This is a genomic window from Amycolatopsis australiensis, from assembly GCF_900119165.1.
Lineage (GTDB): Bacteria > Actinomycetota > Actinomycetes > Mycobacteriales > Pseudonocardiaceae > Amycolatopsis > Amycolatopsis australiensis.
The window spans coordinates 529,633-548,260 of sequence record NZ_FPJG01000006.1; the positions used below are offsets into that span (position 1 = coordinate 529,633).

Annotated in this window: 19 protein-coding genes; 5 read left to right on the forward strand and 14 right to left on the reverse strand. The window is 72.5% G+C overall.

Annotated elements, in window-relative coordinates; all coding sequences use genetic code 11:
• The first annotated feature begins 309 nt into the window (after nt 1-309).
• From BT341_RS03645 to BT341_RS03655, 3 genes are all read left to right on the forward strand, one after another.
• Nucleotides 310-1,002, forward strand: a complete 693-nt coding sequence (locus tag BT341_RS03645) for a sigma-70 family RNA polymerase sigma factor (RefSeq protein WP_072474913.1) — start codon at nt 310-312, stop codon at nt 1,000-1,002.
• Between the two features lie 115 nt (nt 1,003-1,117).
• Nucleotides 1,118-2,191, forward strand: a complete 1,074-nt coding sequence (locus BT341_RS03650; protein ID WP_084742737.1) for a DUF5667 domain-containing protein — start codon at nt 1,118-1,120, stop codon at nt 2,189-2,191.
• A gap of 89 nt (nt 2,192-2,280) precedes the next feature.
• Nucleotides 2,281-3,186: an HAD family hydrolase gene (locus BT341_RS03655; RefSeq protein WP_177328729.1), complete on the forward strand. Its 906-nt coding sequence runs from the start codon at nt 2,281-2,283 to the stop codon at nt 3,184-3,186.
• A gap of 4 nt (nt 3,187-3,190) precedes the next feature.
• Here the strand turns inward: BT341_RS03655 and BT341_RS03660 are convergent, their stop codons facing one another.
• The 12 genes from BT341_RS03660 to BT341_RS03715 all read right to left on the reverse strand — a co-directional run bounded on the left by BT341_RS03660 (nt 3,191) and on the right by BT341_RS03715 (nt 14,988).
• On the reverse strand, nt 3,191-4,201 hold the full coding sequence (locus tag BT341_RS03660; RefSeq protein WP_072474914.1) for a lysophospholipid acyltransferase family protein: 1,011 nt from the start codon (nt 4,199-4,201) through the stop codon (nt 3,191-3,193).
• 77 nt (nt 4,202-4,278) lie between these two features.
• Nucleotides 4,279-5,322 carry an NAD-dependent epimerase/dehydratase family protein gene (locus tag BT341_RS03665; protein ID WP_072474915.1) on the reverse strand — a complete coding sequence of 348 codons (1,044 nt, stop codon included), beginning with the start codon at nt 5,320-5,322 and terminating at the stop codon, nt 4,279-4,281.
• Nucleotides 5,323-5,577: 255 nt separating this feature from the next.
• Nucleotides 5,578-5,679 carry a 30S ribosomal protein bS22 gene (locus tag BT341_RS03670; protein ID WP_007030867.1) on the reverse strand — a complete coding sequence of 34 codons (102 nt, stop codon included), beginning with the start codon at nt 5,677-5,679 and terminating at the stop codon, nt 5,578-5,580.
• A gap of 219 nt (nt 5,680-5,898) precedes the next feature.
• Nucleotides 5,899-6,114 carry a helix-turn-helix domain-containing protein gene (locus tag BT341_RS03675; protein WP_013222402.1) on the reverse strand — a complete coding sequence of 72 codons (216 nt, stop codon included), beginning with the start codon at nt 6,112-6,114 and terminating at the stop codon, nt 5,899-5,901.
• 246 nt (nt 6,115-6,360) lie between these two features.
• Nucleotides 6,361-7,170: a pyrroline-5-carboxylate reductase gene (proC, locus tag BT341_RS03680; RefSeq protein WP_072474916.1), complete on the reverse strand. Its 810-nt coding sequence runs from the start codon at nt 7,168-7,170 to the stop codon at nt 6,361-6,363.
• A gap of 24 nt (nt 7,171-7,194) precedes the next feature.
• Complete coding sequence (locus BT341_RS03685) at nt 7,195-7,986, reverse strand: thioesterase family protein (RefSeq protein ID WP_072481761.1); 792 nt, start codon at nt 7,984-7,986, stop codon at nt 7,195-7,197.
• A 171-nt stretch (nt 7,987-8,157) separates the two neighbouring features.
• Entirely contained in the window at nt 8,158-8,970 is an 813-nt protein-coding gene (locus BT341_RS03690; protein WP_177328730.1) for a sugar phosphate isomerase/epimerase family protein, read from the reverse strand.
• A 74-nt stretch (nt 8,971-9,044) separates the two neighbouring features.
• Entirely contained in the window at nt 9,045-10,796 is a 1,752-nt protein-coding gene (locus BT341_RS03695) for a hypothetical protein (protein ID WP_177328731.1), read from the reverse strand.
• A 157-nt stretch (nt 10,797-10,953) separates the two neighbouring features.
• Nucleotides 10,954-11,937: a Ppx/GppA phosphatase family protein gene (locus tag BT341_RS03700; protein WP_072474917.1), complete on the reverse strand. Its 984-nt coding sequence runs from the start codon at nt 11,935-11,937 to the stop codon at nt 10,954-10,956.
• A gap of 113 nt (nt 11,938-12,050) precedes the next feature.
• The gene (locus BT341_RS03705) at nt 12,051-12,740 is read right to left on the reverse strand and encodes a response regulator transcription factor (RefSeq protein ID WP_003062718.1); all 690 of its coding nucleotides are present in this window, start codon (nt 12,738-12,740) and stop codon (nt 12,051-12,053) included.
• Complete coding sequence (locus BT341_RS03710) at nt 12,737-13,978, reverse strand: sensor histidine kinase (protein ID WP_072474918.1); 1,242 nt, start codon at nt 13,976-13,978, stop codon at nt 12,737-12,739. The genes BT341_RS03705 and BT341_RS03710 overlap by 4 nt, the downstream gene beginning before the upstream one ends.
• A 146-nt stretch (nt 13,979-14,124) precedes the next feature.
• Nucleotides 14,125-14,988, reverse strand: coding sequence for an aldo/keto reductase (locus BT341_RS03715; RefSeq protein WP_072474919.1), 864 nt, complete (start codon nt 14,986-14,988; stop codon nt 14,125-14,127).
• A gap of 67 nt (nt 14,989-15,055) precedes the next feature.
• On the opposite strand from BT341_RS03715, the gene BT341_RS03720 reads away from it, so the two are divergent.
• On the forward strand, nt 15,056-15,694 hold the full coding sequence (locus BT341_RS03720; RefSeq protein WP_072474920.1) for a helix-turn-helix domain-containing protein: 639 nt from the start codon (nt 15,056-15,058) through the stop codon (nt 15,692-15,694).
• Nucleotides 15,691-16,563 (forward strand): hypothetical protein, encoded by an 873-nt coding sequence (locus BT341_RS03725; RefSeq protein ID WP_143168471.1) that lies wholly within the window; start codon nt 15,691-15,693, stop codon nt 16,561-16,563. The genes BT341_RS03720 and BT341_RS03725 overlap by 4 nt, the downstream gene beginning before the upstream one ends.
• Nucleotides 16,564-16,569: 6 nt before the next feature.
• On the opposite strand, the gene BT341_RS03730 is transcribed toward BT341_RS03725, so the two are convergent.
• Complete coding sequence (locus BT341_RS03730; RefSeq protein WP_072474922.1) at nt 16,570-17,319, reverse strand: phosphoglyceromutase; 750 nt, start codon at nt 17,317-17,319, stop codon at nt 16,570-16,572.
• A 421-nt stretch (nt 17,320-17,740) separates the two neighbouring features.
• Entirely contained in the window at nt 17,741-18,592 is an 852-nt protein-coding gene (locus BT341_RS03735; RefSeq protein ID WP_072474923.1) for a DUF4349 domain-containing protein, read from the reverse strand.
• Nucleotides 18,593-18,628 lie beyond the last annotated feature (36 nt).

An 18,628-nucleotide genomic window follows, 5' to 3' on the forward strand; every position in this document is an offset into this window, starting at 1 on the left:
GTCCACCTTTCTTCTTCCGGCCAAACCGTTGCAAGTCTGTCATTCGGAGCGACGTCATGGGTGCTGACCGCGAGCGTCGCCATTGCGCAACCCCGGAAGCCACTACCTACTTCGCGGTAACTACACGTATGCTGCACTGCGTCGGGCCGGTGGTGTTGATCACCGCCGCGACCGGAGAGAGGGAGTCGCCGTGACGAACTTGCCTGCCCACGAGGCCGTGGGGCATGCGAGCCGGCAGGCCCCTGCTCGCCCGCCGTCCGGGGGTATCGTGGCCCACTGGGCCAGAGCCGCCGCCGGAGGTGCCGCCCGATGACCGTGCCGACCGCCGTGAGCCGCGGCCCCGTCTCCATGTTCGCCGAGCGCGTGTTCGGGCGGTCCTCGGCCGTGCCGCTGAGCAGGCAGGCGGCCGAGGAAGAGCGGGCCGAGGCGGCCAAGGCCGAAGCCTGGGAGCTGGTGCGGGCGGCGCAGGACGGCGACTCGTCCGCGTTCGGCCGCCTCTACGACCGCTACGTCGACGTCGTCTACCGGTACGTGCTGTTCCGGCTCGGCGACCGCGACCTGGCCGAGGACGTCACCAGCGAGACGTTCCTGCGCGCGCTGCGCCGGATCACGTCGGTGAGCTACCAGGGACGTGACGTCGGCGCCTGGTTCGTCACCATCGCCCGCAACCTGGTGCTCGACCACGTCAAGTCGAGCCGGTTCCGCCTCGAGGTCGTCACCGACGAGGTGACCGAGCCGGGTTCGGCGCCGTTCACCGTCGGCGCGACGGCGCAGGCCGGGCCCGAGCAGGAGGCCATCAGCCGCGCGACCCGCGCCGAGCTGCTGCGCTGCGTCGCGGAACTGGGCGACGACCAGCGGGAATGCATCATTCTGCGCTTCCTGCAGGGCCTGTCGGTGGCGGAGACGGCCGAGATCATGAACCGCAACGAGGGCGCCATCAAGGCGCTCCAGCACCGCGCGGTACGCCGTTTGGCACAACTGCTGCCCACGGGATTGCGCTGATCCCGCGAACTTTCCGGCCGGTCGACCGAATCCGGTAACCCCGGCGCCTTCTGGATCGTTACTCCTGCCAGACCGGTGTCATCGAGCCGGCCAAGGCCCGAGATGGAGCTGCGCAGTGAGGTTTGCGCGTGAGCGAGCCGAGATCGAACGGTTCGCACGTGCCCTGGAGCCGTCCCCGGTACGCCGGGACGGCGAGTTCGCCGACGAACTGGCCCTCGTCGGCGCGCTGCGCGACCTCGGTGCGGCCGGGGCCCCGGACCTGGAGACACGGCAGCGGATCCGCGCGGAGATCGCGGGCCGCCTGGAGACGGCGGCGGCCACCCCGCGTCGGAGGTGGCGGCCGCGGACCGCCGACCTGGTGGCCGCCGCGCTCTTCCTGGTCCTCGTGCTCTCCGGGCTGACGCTGGTGCTGTCCCGGAACGCGTTGCCGGGTGACGCGCTGTACGCCGTGAAGCGCGCTGGGGAGTCGACGGCGTTGAGCTTGACGTTCGGTGACCAGGCGAAGGCGCGCAAGCACCTGGAGTTCGCCACCAACCGCATCACCGAGCTGGGCGAGATGGCGGCCGCCGGCGCGAGCCAGGCCGACTACCGGAAGGCCTACGACGACTTCGCGGCCGATCTCCGCGCGGGCGTGGCGGAGCTGGCGACCGTGGCGACGAGCGACGGCGGCGGCGCACAGGCGCTGGCGGACGTCCGGCTGTGGGCCCGCAACCAGGCGGCCCGGCTCGCGGCACAGCCGCTGCCGTCGGACGCCGCCCCGGTGATCGGCGACGTGCGGGACCTGCTCGGCAAGGTCCAGGAGCGCGCGAGCGGCTTGGTCGCGCGGCTGAACTGCTACGAGATCACCACCGGCAAGTCCGACGAGCTGGGGCTGGTCCCGGCGACGGGCGAGTGCACGGCCCGGCCGGCCCCGGCCGCCGGCGAACAACCGGCATCGCCGGTCCCGGCCGCACCCTCGTCCTCCGGGGAGAGCACCGCGCCGGCGCCGACCGGCACGCAGCTGCCGCCATCGGACGCGGCGGCCACCCCGCGCCTCCCGGCGCCGACGGGCGGGATCCAGCCCCCGCCGGTGTACGGCCAGCCGCCGACGACCACCCGGCCGCCATCGACGACCACGACGACGCCCCCGCCGCCGCTGGTGTCGATCCCGCCGTTGCTGCCCGGGCTGCCGCCGATCGTGATCGGCTGAGGTCCGGGGCCACACCTGCGACGGCGCGGTGCGTGGCTCGCTACGCTGTGCGAAGGACCCGGACTTTCGCGAGGACGTGGCCAGCAGACGTGGAGGCGGTGGGCGTGTCAGCTTGGCGTGGCAGGGATAAGTGTCAGGAGCTGGAACGGCTCGCCACGCTCGCGGGCGAGGCGTCGGCCGAAGCCGCCCACGCCCGAGTGGTGTCCGAACCCGCCCCGCCCGCCCCGCCGGACCTCACGGCGGCCGCGTTCTTCGACGTCGACAACACGATGATGATGGGCGCGTCCATCTTCTACTTCGCCCGCGGCCTCGCGGCGCGGAAGTTCTTCACCTCGTCGGATCTGGCCGGGTTCGTCTGGGGCCAGATCAAGTTCCGCCTCGGCGGCCGTGAGAACAAAGAGGACATCAAGACCCACCGCGAGCGCGCACTGTCCTTTGTGGCCGGACGGACGGTGGCCGAGCTGACGTCGATCAGCGAAGAGATCTACGACGAGCTGATGGCGGACAAGATCTGGTCGGGCACCCGCGCGCTGGCCCAGATGCACCTGGACGCGGGCCAGCGCGTCTGGCTGGTGACGGCGACCCCGATCGAGCTGGCGACGATCATCTCCCGCCGCCTGGGCCTGACCGGCGCGCTGGGCACGGTGGCGGAAACCCGTGACGGCGTGTACACGGGACGCCTGGTCGGCGACCTGCTGCACGGCCGGGCGAAGGCACACGCGGTCCGGGCGCTGGCGTCCAGGGAAGGCCTGAACCTCAAGCGCTGCACGGCGTATTCCGACTCGGCGAACGACATCCCGATGCTGTCGGTGGTGGGCACCGCGGTGGCGGTGAACCCGGACGGCGGCCTCCGCGACGTGGCCCGGGCGCGCGGCTGGGAGATCCGCGACTTCCGGACCGGCCGCAAGGCGGCCAAGATCGGCGTGCCGTCGGTACTGGGCGCCGGCGCGCTGGCCGGCGCGGTGGCGGCGGGGATGGCGTACCGCCGCCGCTGAGCGCTCAGCCCCGGAAGACCGACTTCCGCTGCGAAAGCCGCCGGTACAGCGTCTGCTGGATCGACTCGCGCACCTGGTCCGTCAGCTGGAACACCAGCATCGGGTCCTCCACGGCTTCCGGGCCGTACTCGTCCGTCGGGATCGGCTCGCCGAACTCGATGCTCCACTTCGTCGGCAGCGGGATCGCGCCCAGCAGCCCGAAGTGCGGGAAGAACGGCGTCACCGGGAAGTACGGCAGCCCGAGCATGCGGGCCAGCAGCTTGATGTCGCCCAGCTTCGGGTAGATCTCCTCCGCGCCGATCACCGACACCGGGATGATCGGCACGCCCGCGCGCAGCGCCGCCGACACGAAGCCGCCGCGGCCGAACCGCTGCAGCTTGTAGCGGGACGAGAACGGCTTGCCGACACCCTTGAAGCCCTCCGGCCACACGCCGACCAGCTCGCCCTTGCGCAGCAGCCGTTCCGCGTCCGCGTGGCAGGCCAGCGTCTGGCCGGACTTGCGGGCGAACGAGCCCACCAGCGGCAGCTGGAACACCAGGTCCGCGCCGAGGCCGCGCAGGTGACGGCCGCCGGTCTCGTCGTGCACCGCCACCGCCGTCATCAGCGAGTCGAGCGGGATGGTGCCCGAGTGGTTGGACACGAGCAGCGCGCCGCCCGAAGCCGGCAGGTTTTCGACGCCGAACGTGTCGACGCGGAACCACTTCTTGTACAGCGCGCGCAGCGGCGGCAGGAACAGCGCGTCGGTCAGCTCGGCGTCGAAGCCGAACTCGTCGACCGTGTAGTCGCCGGTCAGCCGGTCGCGGAGGAAGCCGAGCACCGAGCGTGCGGCGTCCGAAAGCGGCTCCGGGGTCTCCCGGTCGGCGCCCGGGAAGGCGACGACCGGCGCGTCCGCCCGCGCGGCTTCCTCACGAACGTCACGTCCGGCTTCCGGCTTCTCCCGGCCCGGTCCGTGCAGGGGGATGACCTGCGCCTCGGCACCGCCCACCGTTCCCGCCTCGCTTTCGAAGTCGTCCAAGTCGTGCGGTCTGCTGTGACAACCGGAGCTGCGCTCCGGGCCGGGGGCTTCGCCACCCGGACCCCCGAGAGCCCTGCTCATCGGCTCTGCCCCGTCGCGGCGGCGACGAGCACCTTCCCGGCCAGGCCGGCCAGCTTGCCGCCGTCGAGCACCGGCCTCAGGCCGCGTCCGGCGATGTAGTCGTCGAACGCCTCACGCGTCGTCCACCGCGGGGTGTACCCGAACTCGTGCTTCAGCTTGGTGATGTCGACGACCCGGCCGAAATTCAGCAGCCGGACCTGGTCGGCGGAGAAGTCCACGACGCGGGCCCCGCGCAGGACCTTGCCGACCGACGGCACCACGCTCCGCGGCATCGGCAGCTCGACCCGGCCCGCTCGCCGGATCGCCTGCGATAGGGTGAGTACCCCCTCCGAGCCGACGTTAAAGACGCCGGGCTTGTCGTGCAGGGTCGCCCGCTCCAGGACGGCCAGCGCGTCCGACGCGTGCAGCAGCTGGATGCGCGCGTCGTAGCCGAAGACCGTAGGGACGACCGGCAGCGCGAAGTATCGCGAAAGGACGGTGTCGGTCTCGGGCCCGATGATGTTGGCGAACCGGAACAGCGTCGTCGTGATGTCCGGACGGCGCCGGACCAGGCCGCGCACGTAGCCCTCCATCTCGACGGCGTCCTTCGCGTACCCGCTGGACGACGTCGGGATGAGCTCCGAGTCCTCGGTGAAGACCGCCTGCGACCGGGCGCTCGCGCCGTACACCGCCGCCGTCGACTTGACCACCAGCTTGCGGACCAGCGGCGAGCGCTGGCACGCGGCCAGCAGCCGCATGGTGCCGATGACGTTGACTTCCTTGATCGCGGTGCGGCGGCCGGGACCGGCCGGGTGCGCGGTGCAGGACGCGTGCACCACCGTGTCGACCTTCGCCGTGCTGATCACCTTGGCGATCAGCGGGTTGCGGATGTCCGCGCGGACGAACTCCGCGTGGCCCATGCGCTGCAGCACCGTCTTGTCCGGGGCGACCGTGTCGACACCGATGACCCGTTCGAAGTCGGGGTTGTTGCCCAGCCGGGCGAGCAGCTTCCCGCCCAGTTCCCCGGCGACCCCGGTCACGAGCACGATGTTCGACGGCATTCGACTCCCTGCGGCGTAGGGCGTGGTGGGGGTGGACGATCACCCGAGGTGCGCGAACCCGCACTCACTGGAAGCATCGCGCGGACGCCCTTGAGATGTTACCGCTCTTCAGTGGTAGCTCCGGGTCGTCTTACGTGCTATTAACCGCTTCGCGCCGGAATGCGACGAAGACCTCACTCGAACGGGCGGAACCGGCCCACCAAATGGACGTGGCCCGTCCAGGAACTGGACGGGCCACGGCTACGCTCGGGCGGCTTACTTGCCGGCCTTGCGACGCTGCACTCGCGTGCGGCGAAGCAGCTTGCGGTGCTTCTTCTTCGACATGCGCTTACGGCGCTTCTTGATCACAGAGCCCACGGGCGCTCCTTCGGTTGTCGTCGGTCACGCTGCCCGGCGCAGCGTCCAACGGGTGGAGCGCACAGGCACGAGCGGTTCTCCAGGTTACCCGGCACCCGGCGCGGGCCGGTCGGCGGGCAGGCGGTAACCCCGCGCGCCGCCGCCCGGCGGCCGGTTCACCCGGCCTTTCCAGGGGGTCCGGGTGGCGGAGCCCCCGGCCGGAGCAAAGCTCCGGTTGGCTCAGCCCACGTCGTAGTAGGCACCCTGCAGGTACTCGTGCACTGCTTTCTCCGGCACCCGGAAGGACTTGCCGACCCTGACGGCGGGCAGCTCACCCGAGTGCACGAGACGGTAGACGGTCATCTTGGAGACCCGCATCAGCGTGGCCACCTCGGCGACCGTCAGGAACTGGACCTGCCCGACAGCGGGGAGGTCTTCCTTCTTGTTCGGCGACATGTTTACCGCGTCCTTCGACACGTGTCGCGCCACGAGGCTTCCCCACCTGTGGTATCGACACGCACGTGCTCTATCGAGAGTAGCGGGACTGGTGGGACTGATGCGACGCCTGTCACCGAGATGGGCCCTTACCAGGGCTAACGCACAGGCACCCGCGCGTGCAAGACCTCAGGAATCGCCCATTCCGGCGAATTCACCCCCGTTGGCCGGTCGCCAGCGCCCCGGTGCGGCCTTGGGCGCTCGGACTCAGGCGTCGTGGGCCTTGCCCAACTCGACCGACCGGTCCCGCGCGGCTTCGATGGCTGCCAGGAGCGCGGCCCGGACGCCGTGCTTCTCCAGCTCGCGGATGGCGTTGATGGTCGTGCCGGCCGGTGACGTCACGGCTTCGCGCAGCAGCACGGGGTGTTCGTCCGACTCGGCGAGCATCTTCGCCGCGCCGACGGCCGACTGGATGATCAGCTGGCCGGCCAGCGCGCGCGGCAGCCCCAGCAGGATGCCGGCGTCGATCATGGCCTCGACCAGGTAGAAGAAGTACGCCGGGCCGGAGCCGGAGAGCGCGGTGACGGCGTCCTGCTGCCCCTCCGGCACCTCGACGACCTTGCCGACGTGCGAGAGCAGGTCGCGCACCACGGCCAGGTGCTCGGCCGTGGCGTGCCGTCCCGCCGAGATGGCGCTCATGGCCTCGTTGACGAGCATCGGCGTGTTCGGCATGACGCGGACGACCGGAACGCCCTCGGCGAGCCGCCGCTCGTACAGCGACGTCGGCAGCCCGGCGCACAGCGACACGACGAGCGAGGAGGGGCCGAGCAGCGGCGCCAGCTCGTCGAGAACCGGCTCGATGTCCTGCGGCTTCACGGCGACGACGAGGACATCGGCGCGCTTCGCGGCTTCGGCGACCTCGACACCGCGGACGCCGTACCGCTGCGTCAGCTCCTCGACGCGTGCGGGATACCGCTCGGTGAAGAGCAGGTCGCCCGGCTCGTGGCCGCCGTGCAGCAGCCCCGAGAGCAACGCCTCGCCGATCTTGCCCGCACCCAGCACCGCGATGACCGTCATGGCGTCAAGCGTGCCAAACGCGGCTCAGCCGCCCGGGGCCGGGGCCAGGCCCAGCTGGCGGGCCTGGCAGACCAGCCGTCCCTGCGAATCCACCACCGTCGCGTCCGAGTCGAACCACGACTCGTGCACCGACCGCGACTCCACCACCACCCGCAGCCAGCCCGGCGCGGGACGCGTCCGCAGCAACGCCGTCAGCTGGACCGTCGGGGCCCAGCCGATGCGGCCGAGGTTCATCACCACCGGCGGGTTGACGTCCGCGGCCAGCAGCGTGAAGTACGGGTCCACCAGGCTGTGCCGCGGCCGGACCCACAGCCGCATCCGCGGCGGCTCGCCCGTGCGGCCGGCCAGGTAGCCCGCGGTCGCCGGGTCGAGGCGGACTTCGCAGCCCTTCGCCAGGTTGAACGGACCCTCCGTGCTCTCGGCCATCGCGATCGCGCCCGGTGAGGGCTCGGCCGGCATCGACGGCACGTCCGTCCACTCCGGGCGCCGCATCGGCAGCCGTCCGGTCGTCACCCGCGCCTCGACGCAGCTGCGGCCGCGCTGCTCCAGCCGGACTTCGACGACCGTCGCGCGCCGGCCGACCTTGCGGACGTCCGTGCGCAGCAGTACCGGGCCGAGCGCCGGTGCGTGCAGGAACTCCGCGCTGACGACCAGCGGTTCCGCGTGCGGTTCACCGCGCTCGTGCAGCGCGGCGATCGCCGCCTTGGCCAGCAGGGCCAGCAGGAAACCCCCGTGCGGGTGCGAGCCGATGGCCCACTCCGCGCGCAGCACCGCGGTGAAGGTGCCGTCCCCCAGCGACCGCGCCGCACTCGCCATGTCGAAGGACACGGCGTTGCCGTCCGTTCCGCTCACCGACGCGCCGTGCCAATGGGGAAATCGGGGCAGGTGACGAGCAACGGTCGCAACGGGTTCACAGTCGGAACTTTACGTGTTCGACCGGCGGAAATGGAGCCGGGAGCAGTCGTGTCCGCGGGCGAATGTGCGCCATCACTGCCCCAGGTGGAATCGCGCGAACAGCAGCGCCTCCGCCAGGTCGCGGACCCGCTGGGCCCCGGTGGCGGCGTGCCGGGTGTTGATCTCCAGCACGATCTGGCCGGCGAAACCGCTGCTGACCAGCTTCTCCAGCAGCTCGGCGCAGGGCTGGCCGCCGCGCCCCGGCACCAGGTGCTCGTCCTTGGGGACGCCGGTGCCGTCGGCCAGATGGACGTGCGTGAGTCCTTCCGCCATCCGCTCCGCCAGCGCCAGCGCGTCCATCCGGGCTGCCGCTGTGTGGGACAGGTCGAGCGTGTAGTGCCGGAAACCGACGTCCGTCGGGTCGATCGACGGCCGGAACGCCGAGACGCGGGAATTCCGCGAACCACCCGGCGGCCGGACCTTGAACATGTTTTCGACGGCGATTTCGATTCCGCTCGACGTCTCCAGCTCGTCGACCAGATCGCCGAACGCGTCACCGTAGCGCCGCTGCCACCGGAACGGCGGGTGCACGACGACAGTGCGCGCGCCCAGCTCCTGGGCCGCGTCGACGGACATCCGCAGCCGCACCACCGGGTCCGGCGACCAGACCCGCTGCGTGATCAGCAGCGACGGCGAATGGATCGACAGGACGGGCACCCCGGTCCGGCGCGACCAGCGGCGCAGCGCGGTCACGTCCTGGCTGACCGGGTCGGCCCAGACCATGACCTCGACGCCGTCGTAGCCGAGCTCGGCGGCCAGCTCGAAGGCGCTCCCCGCCTTGAGGGGCCACACGGACGCCGTGCTGAGCCCGACGCGGACCGGCTGCTCGTCTGTCACGCGCGACATCCTGCCTCGTCACCGAGGGTGCGGGGCAGGGGCGTGTGCCGAAGGGGACGCGGATCACCGCGTCCCCGCCGCCGTCAGCGGCCGACGAGCAGCAGCGCCGCCGGGGACACCGTCACCACCAGGCCGACCAGCACCGCGAGCACCGTGGTCTGCAGGTCCTCGGCGCGGCGGATCTTCCGCACGATCCAGACCAGCGCGACGACCACCAGCAGCGCCGCCACCAGCGCGGCGGCCGGGATGTTCACCCACAGCCAGTTGAAGCCCAGCCACACGGCCGCGCCGCCGACGACACCCAGCGCGAGCTGGCCGGCCAGCGCCAGCCACGCCTTGCCGGGCGAGGCCGCCGGCTCCGGCTCGGCGAGCGGCTCGGGAACGTCTTCGTACTCGTCGTCCTCGTAGCCTTCGCCCTGCTCGTAGGCGTAGTCGTCCTGCTCGAAGTCCGGGCCGTCCGGGTAGCCGTCGGCGAATTCGCGCTCGTACGGTTCGAGGTCGTCCGGGATCGGCGCGCGCGAGGCGCGGTCACCGGGCGCGAACGGCATCGGCGGCGGGTACGCGCCGGTCGGCGGGCCCGCGTCGTAGGCCGCCTGGTAGCCGCTGCCCTCCGGGGCGAAGCCGTCGGGCTCGAAGTCGTCCTCGGGGTAGCCGTCGTCGTCCGGGGCGTCGGTGGGCACCACCGGCATGACGCCGATCTCGGTGTCCTCCATCTGCTCCTTCTGCCGCCGCTTGCGCCAGTTCGCCAGCCCCGCCGGCGACGACGGCTCCGGCGCTTCCGGCTGCTTCGGCGGTTCCTCGCCGGCTACGGCGTCGAACTGCTCGGTGTAGGCCTCCTGCTGCGGCTGCGGGCGGCGCGCCGGGGCGCGGCGCGGGCGGCCGGGTGCGGCGGGCGGCGTCGCGAAGGTTCCGCTCGCCATCGGCGGCGGCGGCACGTCGATGTCGGCGTCCGGGGTGCCGTTGAGCCCGTCGAGCCGGGCCGACAGCGGGCCGCCGGACGGCGGCGGCACCGGCAGCTGCTGCGAAGGCTGCGGAGGCGGCGGGGTGGGCAGCTGCTGCGACGGCTGCGGCGGGCCGGGGCGACGCCGGACCGGCGGGACGGCCGCGCGGGTCTCCTCGGCGGCGGGCGGCGGCGCGACCGGCAGCTGCTGCGAAGGCTGCGGAGGCGGCGGCTGACGCCGTGGCGCGCGCGGCGGCACGGGCAGCTGAGCGGACTCCGGCGGCCGCGGCGGCCCGGCCAGCTGTGCAGACTCCGGCGGCCGCGGCGGCACGGCCAGCTGAGCGGACTCCGGCGGCCGCGGCGGCACGGGCAGCTGAGCGGACTCCGGCGGCCGCGGCGGCGCGGGCGGCGCCGCGGGCTCCTGCGGCGGGCGCGCGAACTGCCCGGACTCCTGGGGTGCCTGCCTGCCGAACGAGCCGGGCTCCGCCGCCGGGCGGCCGTACTGGCCGGACTCGGCGCCGCCGGGGGCGGGCCGGGCCGGGGGCGGCGGCGTGACCGGCCGCGGCAGCGGCTGCGAGTCCTGCGGGACCGCGCGGGGCGCGGGCGGCGGCGGGGACGGCGGCTCGGCACGGCGGCGGCCGGCGGGCCGGTTGGGCGGGGGCGGCGTGCCCTCGGCGGCCACCCGGTCGATGATCGCCTGCGGGCCGGTGTCGCTCACGCCCGGCCGCCGGTGGGAGCCGGTCGTGCCACCGGTGGCTTCGGGGGTGGCGGGCTCGTCGTCGTCCTCGGCCGCGCGCCGTCGCCGGCGGCGGCTGCCGTCGACCTGGGCACCGTGCTGGGCGAGCAGCTCAGCCACGGTCTTCTGCGGCTGGTCGCCTCCGGTCTGGTCCGTCATACCTGGTAATCCCCTGCGCGCTCCGGTTCCTCGGCACCTCGCGGGGAGGTACCCGACGGCATCCCGGCGGCGCAGCGCGCGCTGTACGCCGTCTTCTGCATGTCCGTCACCTCTCCACCGTGCCCGTCTCCCGTTCGCGAAGTCCAGCCGCGTGCTTTCACCGGTCCTCCTGTGCGCCGAAGCGCCCCACGAGGGCGGCTCCAGTCTCATCCGCGCCGTTGGAATGGTCCAGCCGCCGCAGGATGACACCCTCTCGCAGAGCCCACGGGCAGATCTCGAGTTCGGTCAAACCGAGCGCCCGCATCGTGGCCTGCGCGACGAGCGCGCCCGCCACGAGCTGGTGCGACCGGCTCGCGCTGACCCCTTCGAGCTGCGCCAGGTCGGCGGAGGTCATCCGCGAGATGAAGGCCAGGAGCTGGCGCAGCGCGGTGTCCGTGAGCGTACGTCGCACGTGCGGGCCCGCCGCCGAGGGGGCGGCGCCGGTCAGCCGGGCGAGCGAGCGGAACGTCTTCGACGTCGCCACGACCCGGTCGGGTTCACCCCATTTGGTGACTTTCCGCGCGAGATCGGTGAGCTGGTCGTCGAGCCACGCCGACGTCGCGACGAGCTCCGAGCGCGTCGGCGGGTCGTGCTTGAAGCGGGTGCGCGTGGTGCGGCCGGCGCCCAGGGGCAGCGATTCGGCCAGGACGGGCTCTTCGTCGCGGCCCATCGCGACCTCCAGCGAGCCGCCGCCGATGTCGAGGACGAGCAGCTGGCCCGCGGACCAGCCGTACCAGCGCCGGACGGCGAGGAACGTCAACCGGGCTTCGTCGGTGCCGGAAAGGACCCGCAGCTCGACGCCGGTCTTGTCGGCGACCCGGGCGAGCACCTTGGCGGAGTTCTTGGCTTCGCGGACCGCGGAGGTGGCGAACGCCATGACTTCTTCGCAGCCGAGCCGGACGGCGGCGTCCTTGGCGGACTCGACGGCGGTGACGAGCTCGTCGGCACCGGCCTTGCTCAGCTCGCCGCCGGGCGTGATCCGCTCGGCCAGGCGCAGCACGGACTTCTCGGAATGCATCGGCGTCGGGTGGGCGCCACGGTGGGCGTCGACCACGAGCAGGTGGACGGTGTTGGAACCGACGTCGAGTACCCCTAGGCGCACGGGGGTCCAGGGTACCGGCCTCAGCGCCAGGTCTCGAACTTGTAACCGAAAACACTCGGTGCGGTACCGCCCCGGCGCGCCTCCCACCGGCGCGGTACCGCCCGAAAAGCCGGTTACGTCTCGAACTTGTAGCCCAGGCCGCGCACCGTCACCAGGTGCCGCGGCGAGCCCGGGTCCGGCTCGATCTTCGAGCGCAGCCGCTTCACGTGAACGTCCAGGGTCTTCGTGTCGCCGACGTAGTCCGCGCCCCACACCCGGTCGATCAGCTGACCGCGGGTGAGCACCCGGCCGACGTTGCGCAGCAGGTACTCCAGCAGGTCGAACTCCTTGAGCGGCAGCGAAACCTCGGCGCCGTCGACCGTCACGACGTGCCGCTCGACGTCCATCCGCACCGGCCCCGCCGACAGGACCAGCGGCGCCAGCTCACCCTCCGAGCCCGGCTCGCCGCCGCGGCGCAGCACCGCGCGGACCCGCGCGATCAGCTCGCGCGCCGAGTACGGCTTCGTCACGTAGTCGTCGGCACCCAGCTCCAGGCCGACGACCTTGTCGATCTCGCTGTCCCGCGCGGTCACCATGATGACCGGCACGGCCGAGCGCTGACGCAGCTGCTTGCAGACGTCGGTGCCGCTCATCCCGGGCAGCATCAGGTCGAGCAGCACGATGTCGGCGCCGTTGCGGTCGAACTCCTCCAGCGCGGCCTGGCCGGTGCCGGCCACGGCGGCGGTGAACCCTTCCTTGCGCAGCAGGAAGGCGAGGGGGTCGGCGAACGACTCCTCGTCCTCGACGATGAGAACCCTGGTCACAGGTTTCCTCCATGATCTGGGCTGTCCTGCCCGGTAACCACGAGCCTCGGGGTGCGCTCGGGGGTCTTCTCCTGCCGCGGTGCCGGCGAGGTCTTGGCGCCCCGCGCCGGCTCGGCGGCCGGGTCGGGGCGGACGTGCGCGGGGATGCGCAGGGTGAACGTCGAGCCGGTGCCGGGACGGCTCCACAGCCCGACCGAGCCGCCGTGGTTGGCCGCGACGTGCTTGACGATCGCCAGGCCCAGCCCGGTGCCGCCGGTGGCGCGCGAGCGGGCCTTGTCGGCGCGGTAGAAGCGCTCGAAGACGCGCTGCTGGTCCTCCTCGGCGATGCCGATGCCGCGGTCGGTCACGGCGATCTCGACCATCCCGTCGGCGAGCCGGCGCGAGATCGAGACCGGGCTGCCCGCCGGCGAGTAGTTGACCGCGTTCTCCAGCAGGTTCGACAGGGCGGTGACCAGCAGCGTCCGGTCGCCCTCGATGAGCAGGCCGCTGGGGCTGTCGGTGGTGATCCGGATGTCGGCCGACTCCGCCGAAAGCGTGGTGCGGCCGAGCGCCTCGCGCACGACCGCGTCGACCTCGACGACGTTGAGGTCGGGCAGCCGTTCGGCGCCCTGCAGCCGCGAGAGCGCGATCAGCTCGGTGACGAGCTGGCCGAGCCGGGTGGATTCGCGGAGGATCTTGCCGCCGAAGCGGCGGACCTCGTCGACGTCCTCGGCGGCGTCGAGCACGGCCTCGGTGAGCAGCGCGATCGCGCCGACCGGGGTCTTGAGCTCGTGGCTGACGTTGGCGACGAAGTCGCGGCGGACGGCCTCCAGCCGGATGGCCTCGGAGTGGTCGACCGCCTCGACGACGGTGAAGCCGTCGCCGAGCGGCCGGACCTGGCCGAGCACCGCCTCCGGCTGGCGGCCGCGCGCTTCGAGCGGCGAAAGGTCGATCTCCACGGGTTCGTCGGTCTCGACGACCTGCTCGGCCGCCTTGCGGGCACGCGGGTCGGCCTGGTTGACCTTGACCAGTCCCAGCTCGTAGGCACGCGGGTTGTGCAGCACCATGTCGCCGAACCGGTTGAGCACGACGACGCCGTTGTTGGACGAGCGGACCAGCCGTTCGAGCAGCTCCGCGACGGTCGGGCCCGGCGGCCGGGCCTCCTCCCGGCGGGTGCGGGCCCGCGCCAGGAAATAGCCGACCACCGCACCGGCCACCAGTGCGCCGATGGCCAGTGCGAGTGAAACAGGCGTGGTCACGGGCCGATCGTAAGCTGAGAAGTGGCCCTCCGGCCTAGCGTTGTCCGCCTTGTCGTGAGCACCGCGACACCTGCGGAGGACATGTTCGCCGGGGCTTCAGGCGGCGTTCACCCGATCGATTCCCCGGCGAGACATTCCGGGCGAATTCACCCGAGCGTCTTCAGGTCCTCGCCGGTGAGCCGCAGCGCCGCGGCGGCGACGTTCTGGTCCAGGTGCGTGACGTCGCCGGTGCCCGGGATGGCGAGCACGTGCGGGCCCTGGTGCAGGGTCCACGCGAGCCGCACCTGCGCCGGGGTGGCGTCGTGCCGGCGCGCGACCTCGGCGACCCGCGCGTCCTCGCCCGTTCCGCTCGCGACGGCGAAGAACGGGACGAAGGCGATCCCGCGCTCGGCGCACATCCGGACCAGCTCGTCGTCCTCGCGGCGGGCGGACAGGCCGTACTGGTTCTGCACGCAGACGACCGGCGCGATGGCCAGTGCCTCGGTGAGGTGCTCCGGGCCGACGTTGGAGATGCCCAGCTCGCGGATCAGGCCCTGCTCGCGCAGCTCGGCGAGCGCGCCGAAGCCGTCGGCGAGCGAGCCGGTACCGCGGTCGAGGCTCTGCCCGATCCGGTAGTTGACGACGTCGAGGTGGTCCAGGCCCAGTTCGCGCAGGTTCTGCTCGACCTGCGCGCGCAGCTGGTCCGGCCGGGCGGTGAAGAAGTTTCCCGCGAAGTCGCGGCCGGGACCGACCTTGGTGGTGAGCACCAGGTCGTCGTACGGCGCCAGCGCGCTGTTGATCAGCTCGTTCGCCGAACGCGGCCCGGCGAAGTAGAAGGCGGCCGTGTCGAAGTGGTTCACGCCCAGCTCGACGGCCCGGCGCAGCACGGCGAGCGACGTCTCACGGGCGCGGATGCCGCCGTCCGAAGTGGACATCAGGCGCATCGCGCCGAAGCCGAGCCGGTTGACTTCGAAGGAGCCGAGCTGCCAGGTGCCCGCCGCGGCGGCGGGGAGGGTGTTCGTCGTGGTCATGGCTCCAGCGTCGCGGCGTCACCCGCGCGAGGACCGGGTTTGGCACTTTGCTGCCACACTGGAACACGTGGAAAAGGTGACCGACGTCGTCATGGTGCGCGGCGAGGCCGAGCTGTTCGAACGGACGGCGCACCTCTTCGCGACCGCGACGGAGATTTCCTGCGCGGCCCGCGACCTGCACACCTGGTCGGTGGCGCACCCGAGCGCGCCCGAGCGCGAGCAGTCCGTGCGCGGGATGACCGTGCGCAAGATCTACCTGCCCGGCGTGCTGTTCGACCCGGCGCTGGCCGGCCACCTGCGGTTCATGGCCGCGAGCGGCGCCCGGATCCGGATCACCGAACGCGAGATCAACGAGACGATCCTGCTCGACCGCCGGATCGCGATCGTGGCGGGCGACCGCGTCGGCGGGGTCCGCGGCTACACCGTGGTCAGCAGCCCGGAGCTGGTGCAGGGCATCCAGTCGCTGTTCGAGGCGGCCTGGCACGGCGCCACCGACCTGGAGTCCTACCAGGCCCGGTTCGCCGAGCTGGGCGCGCGGGAAATCCTGGAGCAGCTGGCGTCCGGCTGCAAGGACGAGACGGCGGCGCGCGCGCTGGGCGTCGGCCTGCGCACCTACCGGCGGCGGGTGGCGGAGCTGATGGAGCTGCTCGGCGCGACCTCCCGGTTCCAGGCGGGGGCGCGGGCCCGCGAAGCCGGGCTCCTGTGAGGCGCTTGCTGCCGGCGCTGGTCCTGCTGACCTCCGCCTGCACGGTCACCGGCACCGCCGTGCCGATCAGCGGCAACCTCGCGCTGGTCGACGCGCGCGGGACGGGCGCGGCTCTCGACGCGGTGAAGACCGCCGCCGAGACGGTGTTCAGCTACGACTCCGGCAACCCGGCCGCCTTCGACCAGGCCGTGGCGGCCAACGTCACCGGCGCGGCCAAGGACCAGCTGGCGCGGCTGTTCGACCAGATCCGGAAGAGCCCGCAGCCGGTGCACCTCGTCACGCGGGTGCGGCAGGCGGCCGCCCTCGAGTTCACCGGCGACCGGGTCCGGGACCTGGCCGTGCTGCAGCAGGACAGCGGGACCTCGACGGGCCTGGCCACGGTCGCCTTCACCGCGGTGCGGGAAGGCGGGCGCTGGCGGCTGTCCGACATCGCGGTGAACCCGGCCCAGCCGTCGCCCGCGCCGCAGCCGGACGACGGCAGCACGGGCGGGCTGCGCGACTCGGCGCTGGCGGGCGCCCGCGCCGTGGCCGGCGCGCTGTTCACGACCGACAGCGGCGATCCGGAAGGCAGCTACGCGCGAGCCGAAGCGGTCACGGCCGAGCCGTTGCGCAGCGACTACCGCGCGAAGAAAGACACCTACGTCGAGGCGATCCGCCGGAGCGGCACGAAGGTGGCGCTGGGCCCGGACCCGATGGCCGGGGCCGTCACGCTCACCGGCGGCCGGGCCACCGTGCTGTTCTTCACGACGCTGCAGGTCACCGACGCCGCGGGCAAGGTGACCAGCCGCCCCTTCACGACCGAACTCGACGTCGTCCGCGAAGGGGCGAGCTGGAAGGTGACCGGCGTCCGGCCGGTCGTCGCGTCCTGATGGGACTCAGCGGCCCTGGTTGGCGACCGCGGCGGCGGCTTCCTCGGCGGCGTCGGGGTCGAGGTACTCGCCGCCCTGCTTCACCGGCTTCAGGTCGTCGGTGAGGTCGTAGCGCAGCGGGATGCCGGTCGGGATGTTGAGGCCGGCGATGTCCGCGTCGGAGATGCCGTCGAGGTGCTTGACCAGCGCGCGCAGCGAGTTGCCGTGCGCGGCGACCAGGACGGTCTTGCCCGCCCGCAGGTCCGGCACGATCGCGGACTCCCAGTACGGCAGCAGGCGCGCGACGACGTCCTTGAGGCATTCGGTCAGCGGCGCGTTGTCGCCGAGGCCGGCGTAGCGGGCGTCACCGGCCTGGCTCCACTTGTCCTGCGGGTCGATGGCCGGCGGCGGGGTGTCGTACGAGCGGCGCCAGAGCATGAACTGCTCCTCGCCGAACTCCTCGAGGGTCTGCTTCTTGTTCTTGCCCTGCAGCGCGCCGTAGTGGCGCTCGTTGAGCCGCCAGTCGCGCTTCACCGGGATCCAGTGCCGGTCGGCGGCGTCCAGCGCGATGTTCGCGGTGGAGATCGCGCGGCGCAGCAGCGAGGTGTGCACCACGTCCGGCAGCAGGCCGGCGTCGGCCAGCAGCCGGCCGCCCTGCCGGGCTTCGTTCTCGCCCTGCTCCGAGAGCGGCACGTCCACCCAGCCGGTGAACAGGTTTTCCGCGTTCCACGTGCTCTGCCCGTGCCGCAGCAGCACCAACGTCCCAATCTCGCCCATGCGTTCAGCCTGCCAGACGGACCACCGGGCCGACCGGTGACCTCCCGTCCTACCCAGAGTGTGTTACTGCGAAGTAACACCTCACCCTTCGACAAGTCCGGCCGCCAACAACGCGCAAAATCCCGGAAGCGGACTGCACACTGTTATCGGCCGTGTCGAAATTCACTCGAACGGACTACTGAGTAGTCTTGTGATTACAGGTCGAGATCTGACAGGTTGGCTTACGTCCCGAGCGGCCGGATTCCACGCACTCCCCGGCCGGTTTCGGGCTTCGACCGCGGCTCGTCTCCCCCCTGCCGAGCCGCGGCCCGCCGGCCCCGTTGACATCCCCCTCGTCACCGGGTCCTGATCGGCGGGAACTTCAGCGGGGCGGCTCGAGATCGCGACTCCCCCCTCCCTCGAGCCGTCCCGCCTGCCCGCGTCAGACCTCGGTCGGCTCGGGACGCGCGGTCCGGCGACGGCGGGCCAGCCACCACGCCAGCCACGCCAGCGGCACCGCGACGAGCAGGAACGGCGCGATCGCGCCCAGCACCGTCAGCACGCCGCCGCCGAAGGTCAGGAACGCGTCCCAGCCGGCGGCCAGCCCGCCGAAGAAGCCGCTGCGGTCCTCCGCCGCGGGTGGCGGCGCGGCCACGCCGCGGACGGTCATCGAGACGGTCGCCATCGCGACGCTGCCCGCCAGCGAGTTCCGCTGCTGCTCGAGCGATTCGAGTGCCGACTCGCGGTTCGTCAGCTCGCTTTCGATCGACGTGATGTCCGACACGGACGTCGCCTTCGCCAGCAGCGCGCGGATCCGCTCCACCGACGCCCGCTGCGTCGCCAGCCGCGCTTCGACGTCGATGACCTGCCCGGTGACGTCCTGGGTGTTCAGCTCCCGCTTCACCAGGCTCGAGCCCAGGTGCGAAAGCTGGTCGAGCACGGGGTCGAGCTTGTCGGCGGGCACGGCCAGCGACAGCGTCGCCGAGTCGTCGCCGGTGCTCTCCTGCCCGGTGTAGCCGCCGGCGCCCTGCGCGATCCCGCGGGCCTGCGCGACGACGTCGGTGACCTTGGTGGCCGTCAGCTCCAGCCGCGCGCTGCGCGAGAGCTTGCGGTCACCGGCGCCCGCCTGCGGTGGCGTCACCTTCGACTCGCCCTTGCCGGTTCCCTGCTGCGGGGCCGCGGGCGCGACCCCGGCACTGTCCGCCGTGGACGCCCGGTCGTCCGCCGCCGAGCAACCGGCCAGCACGAATGCCACGCCCGCGATCGCGAGCGCCGCTCTCCATCGAGTCCGCATCCTGGTTCTCCCTCCAGTTCGACTGGCGAGGAGACG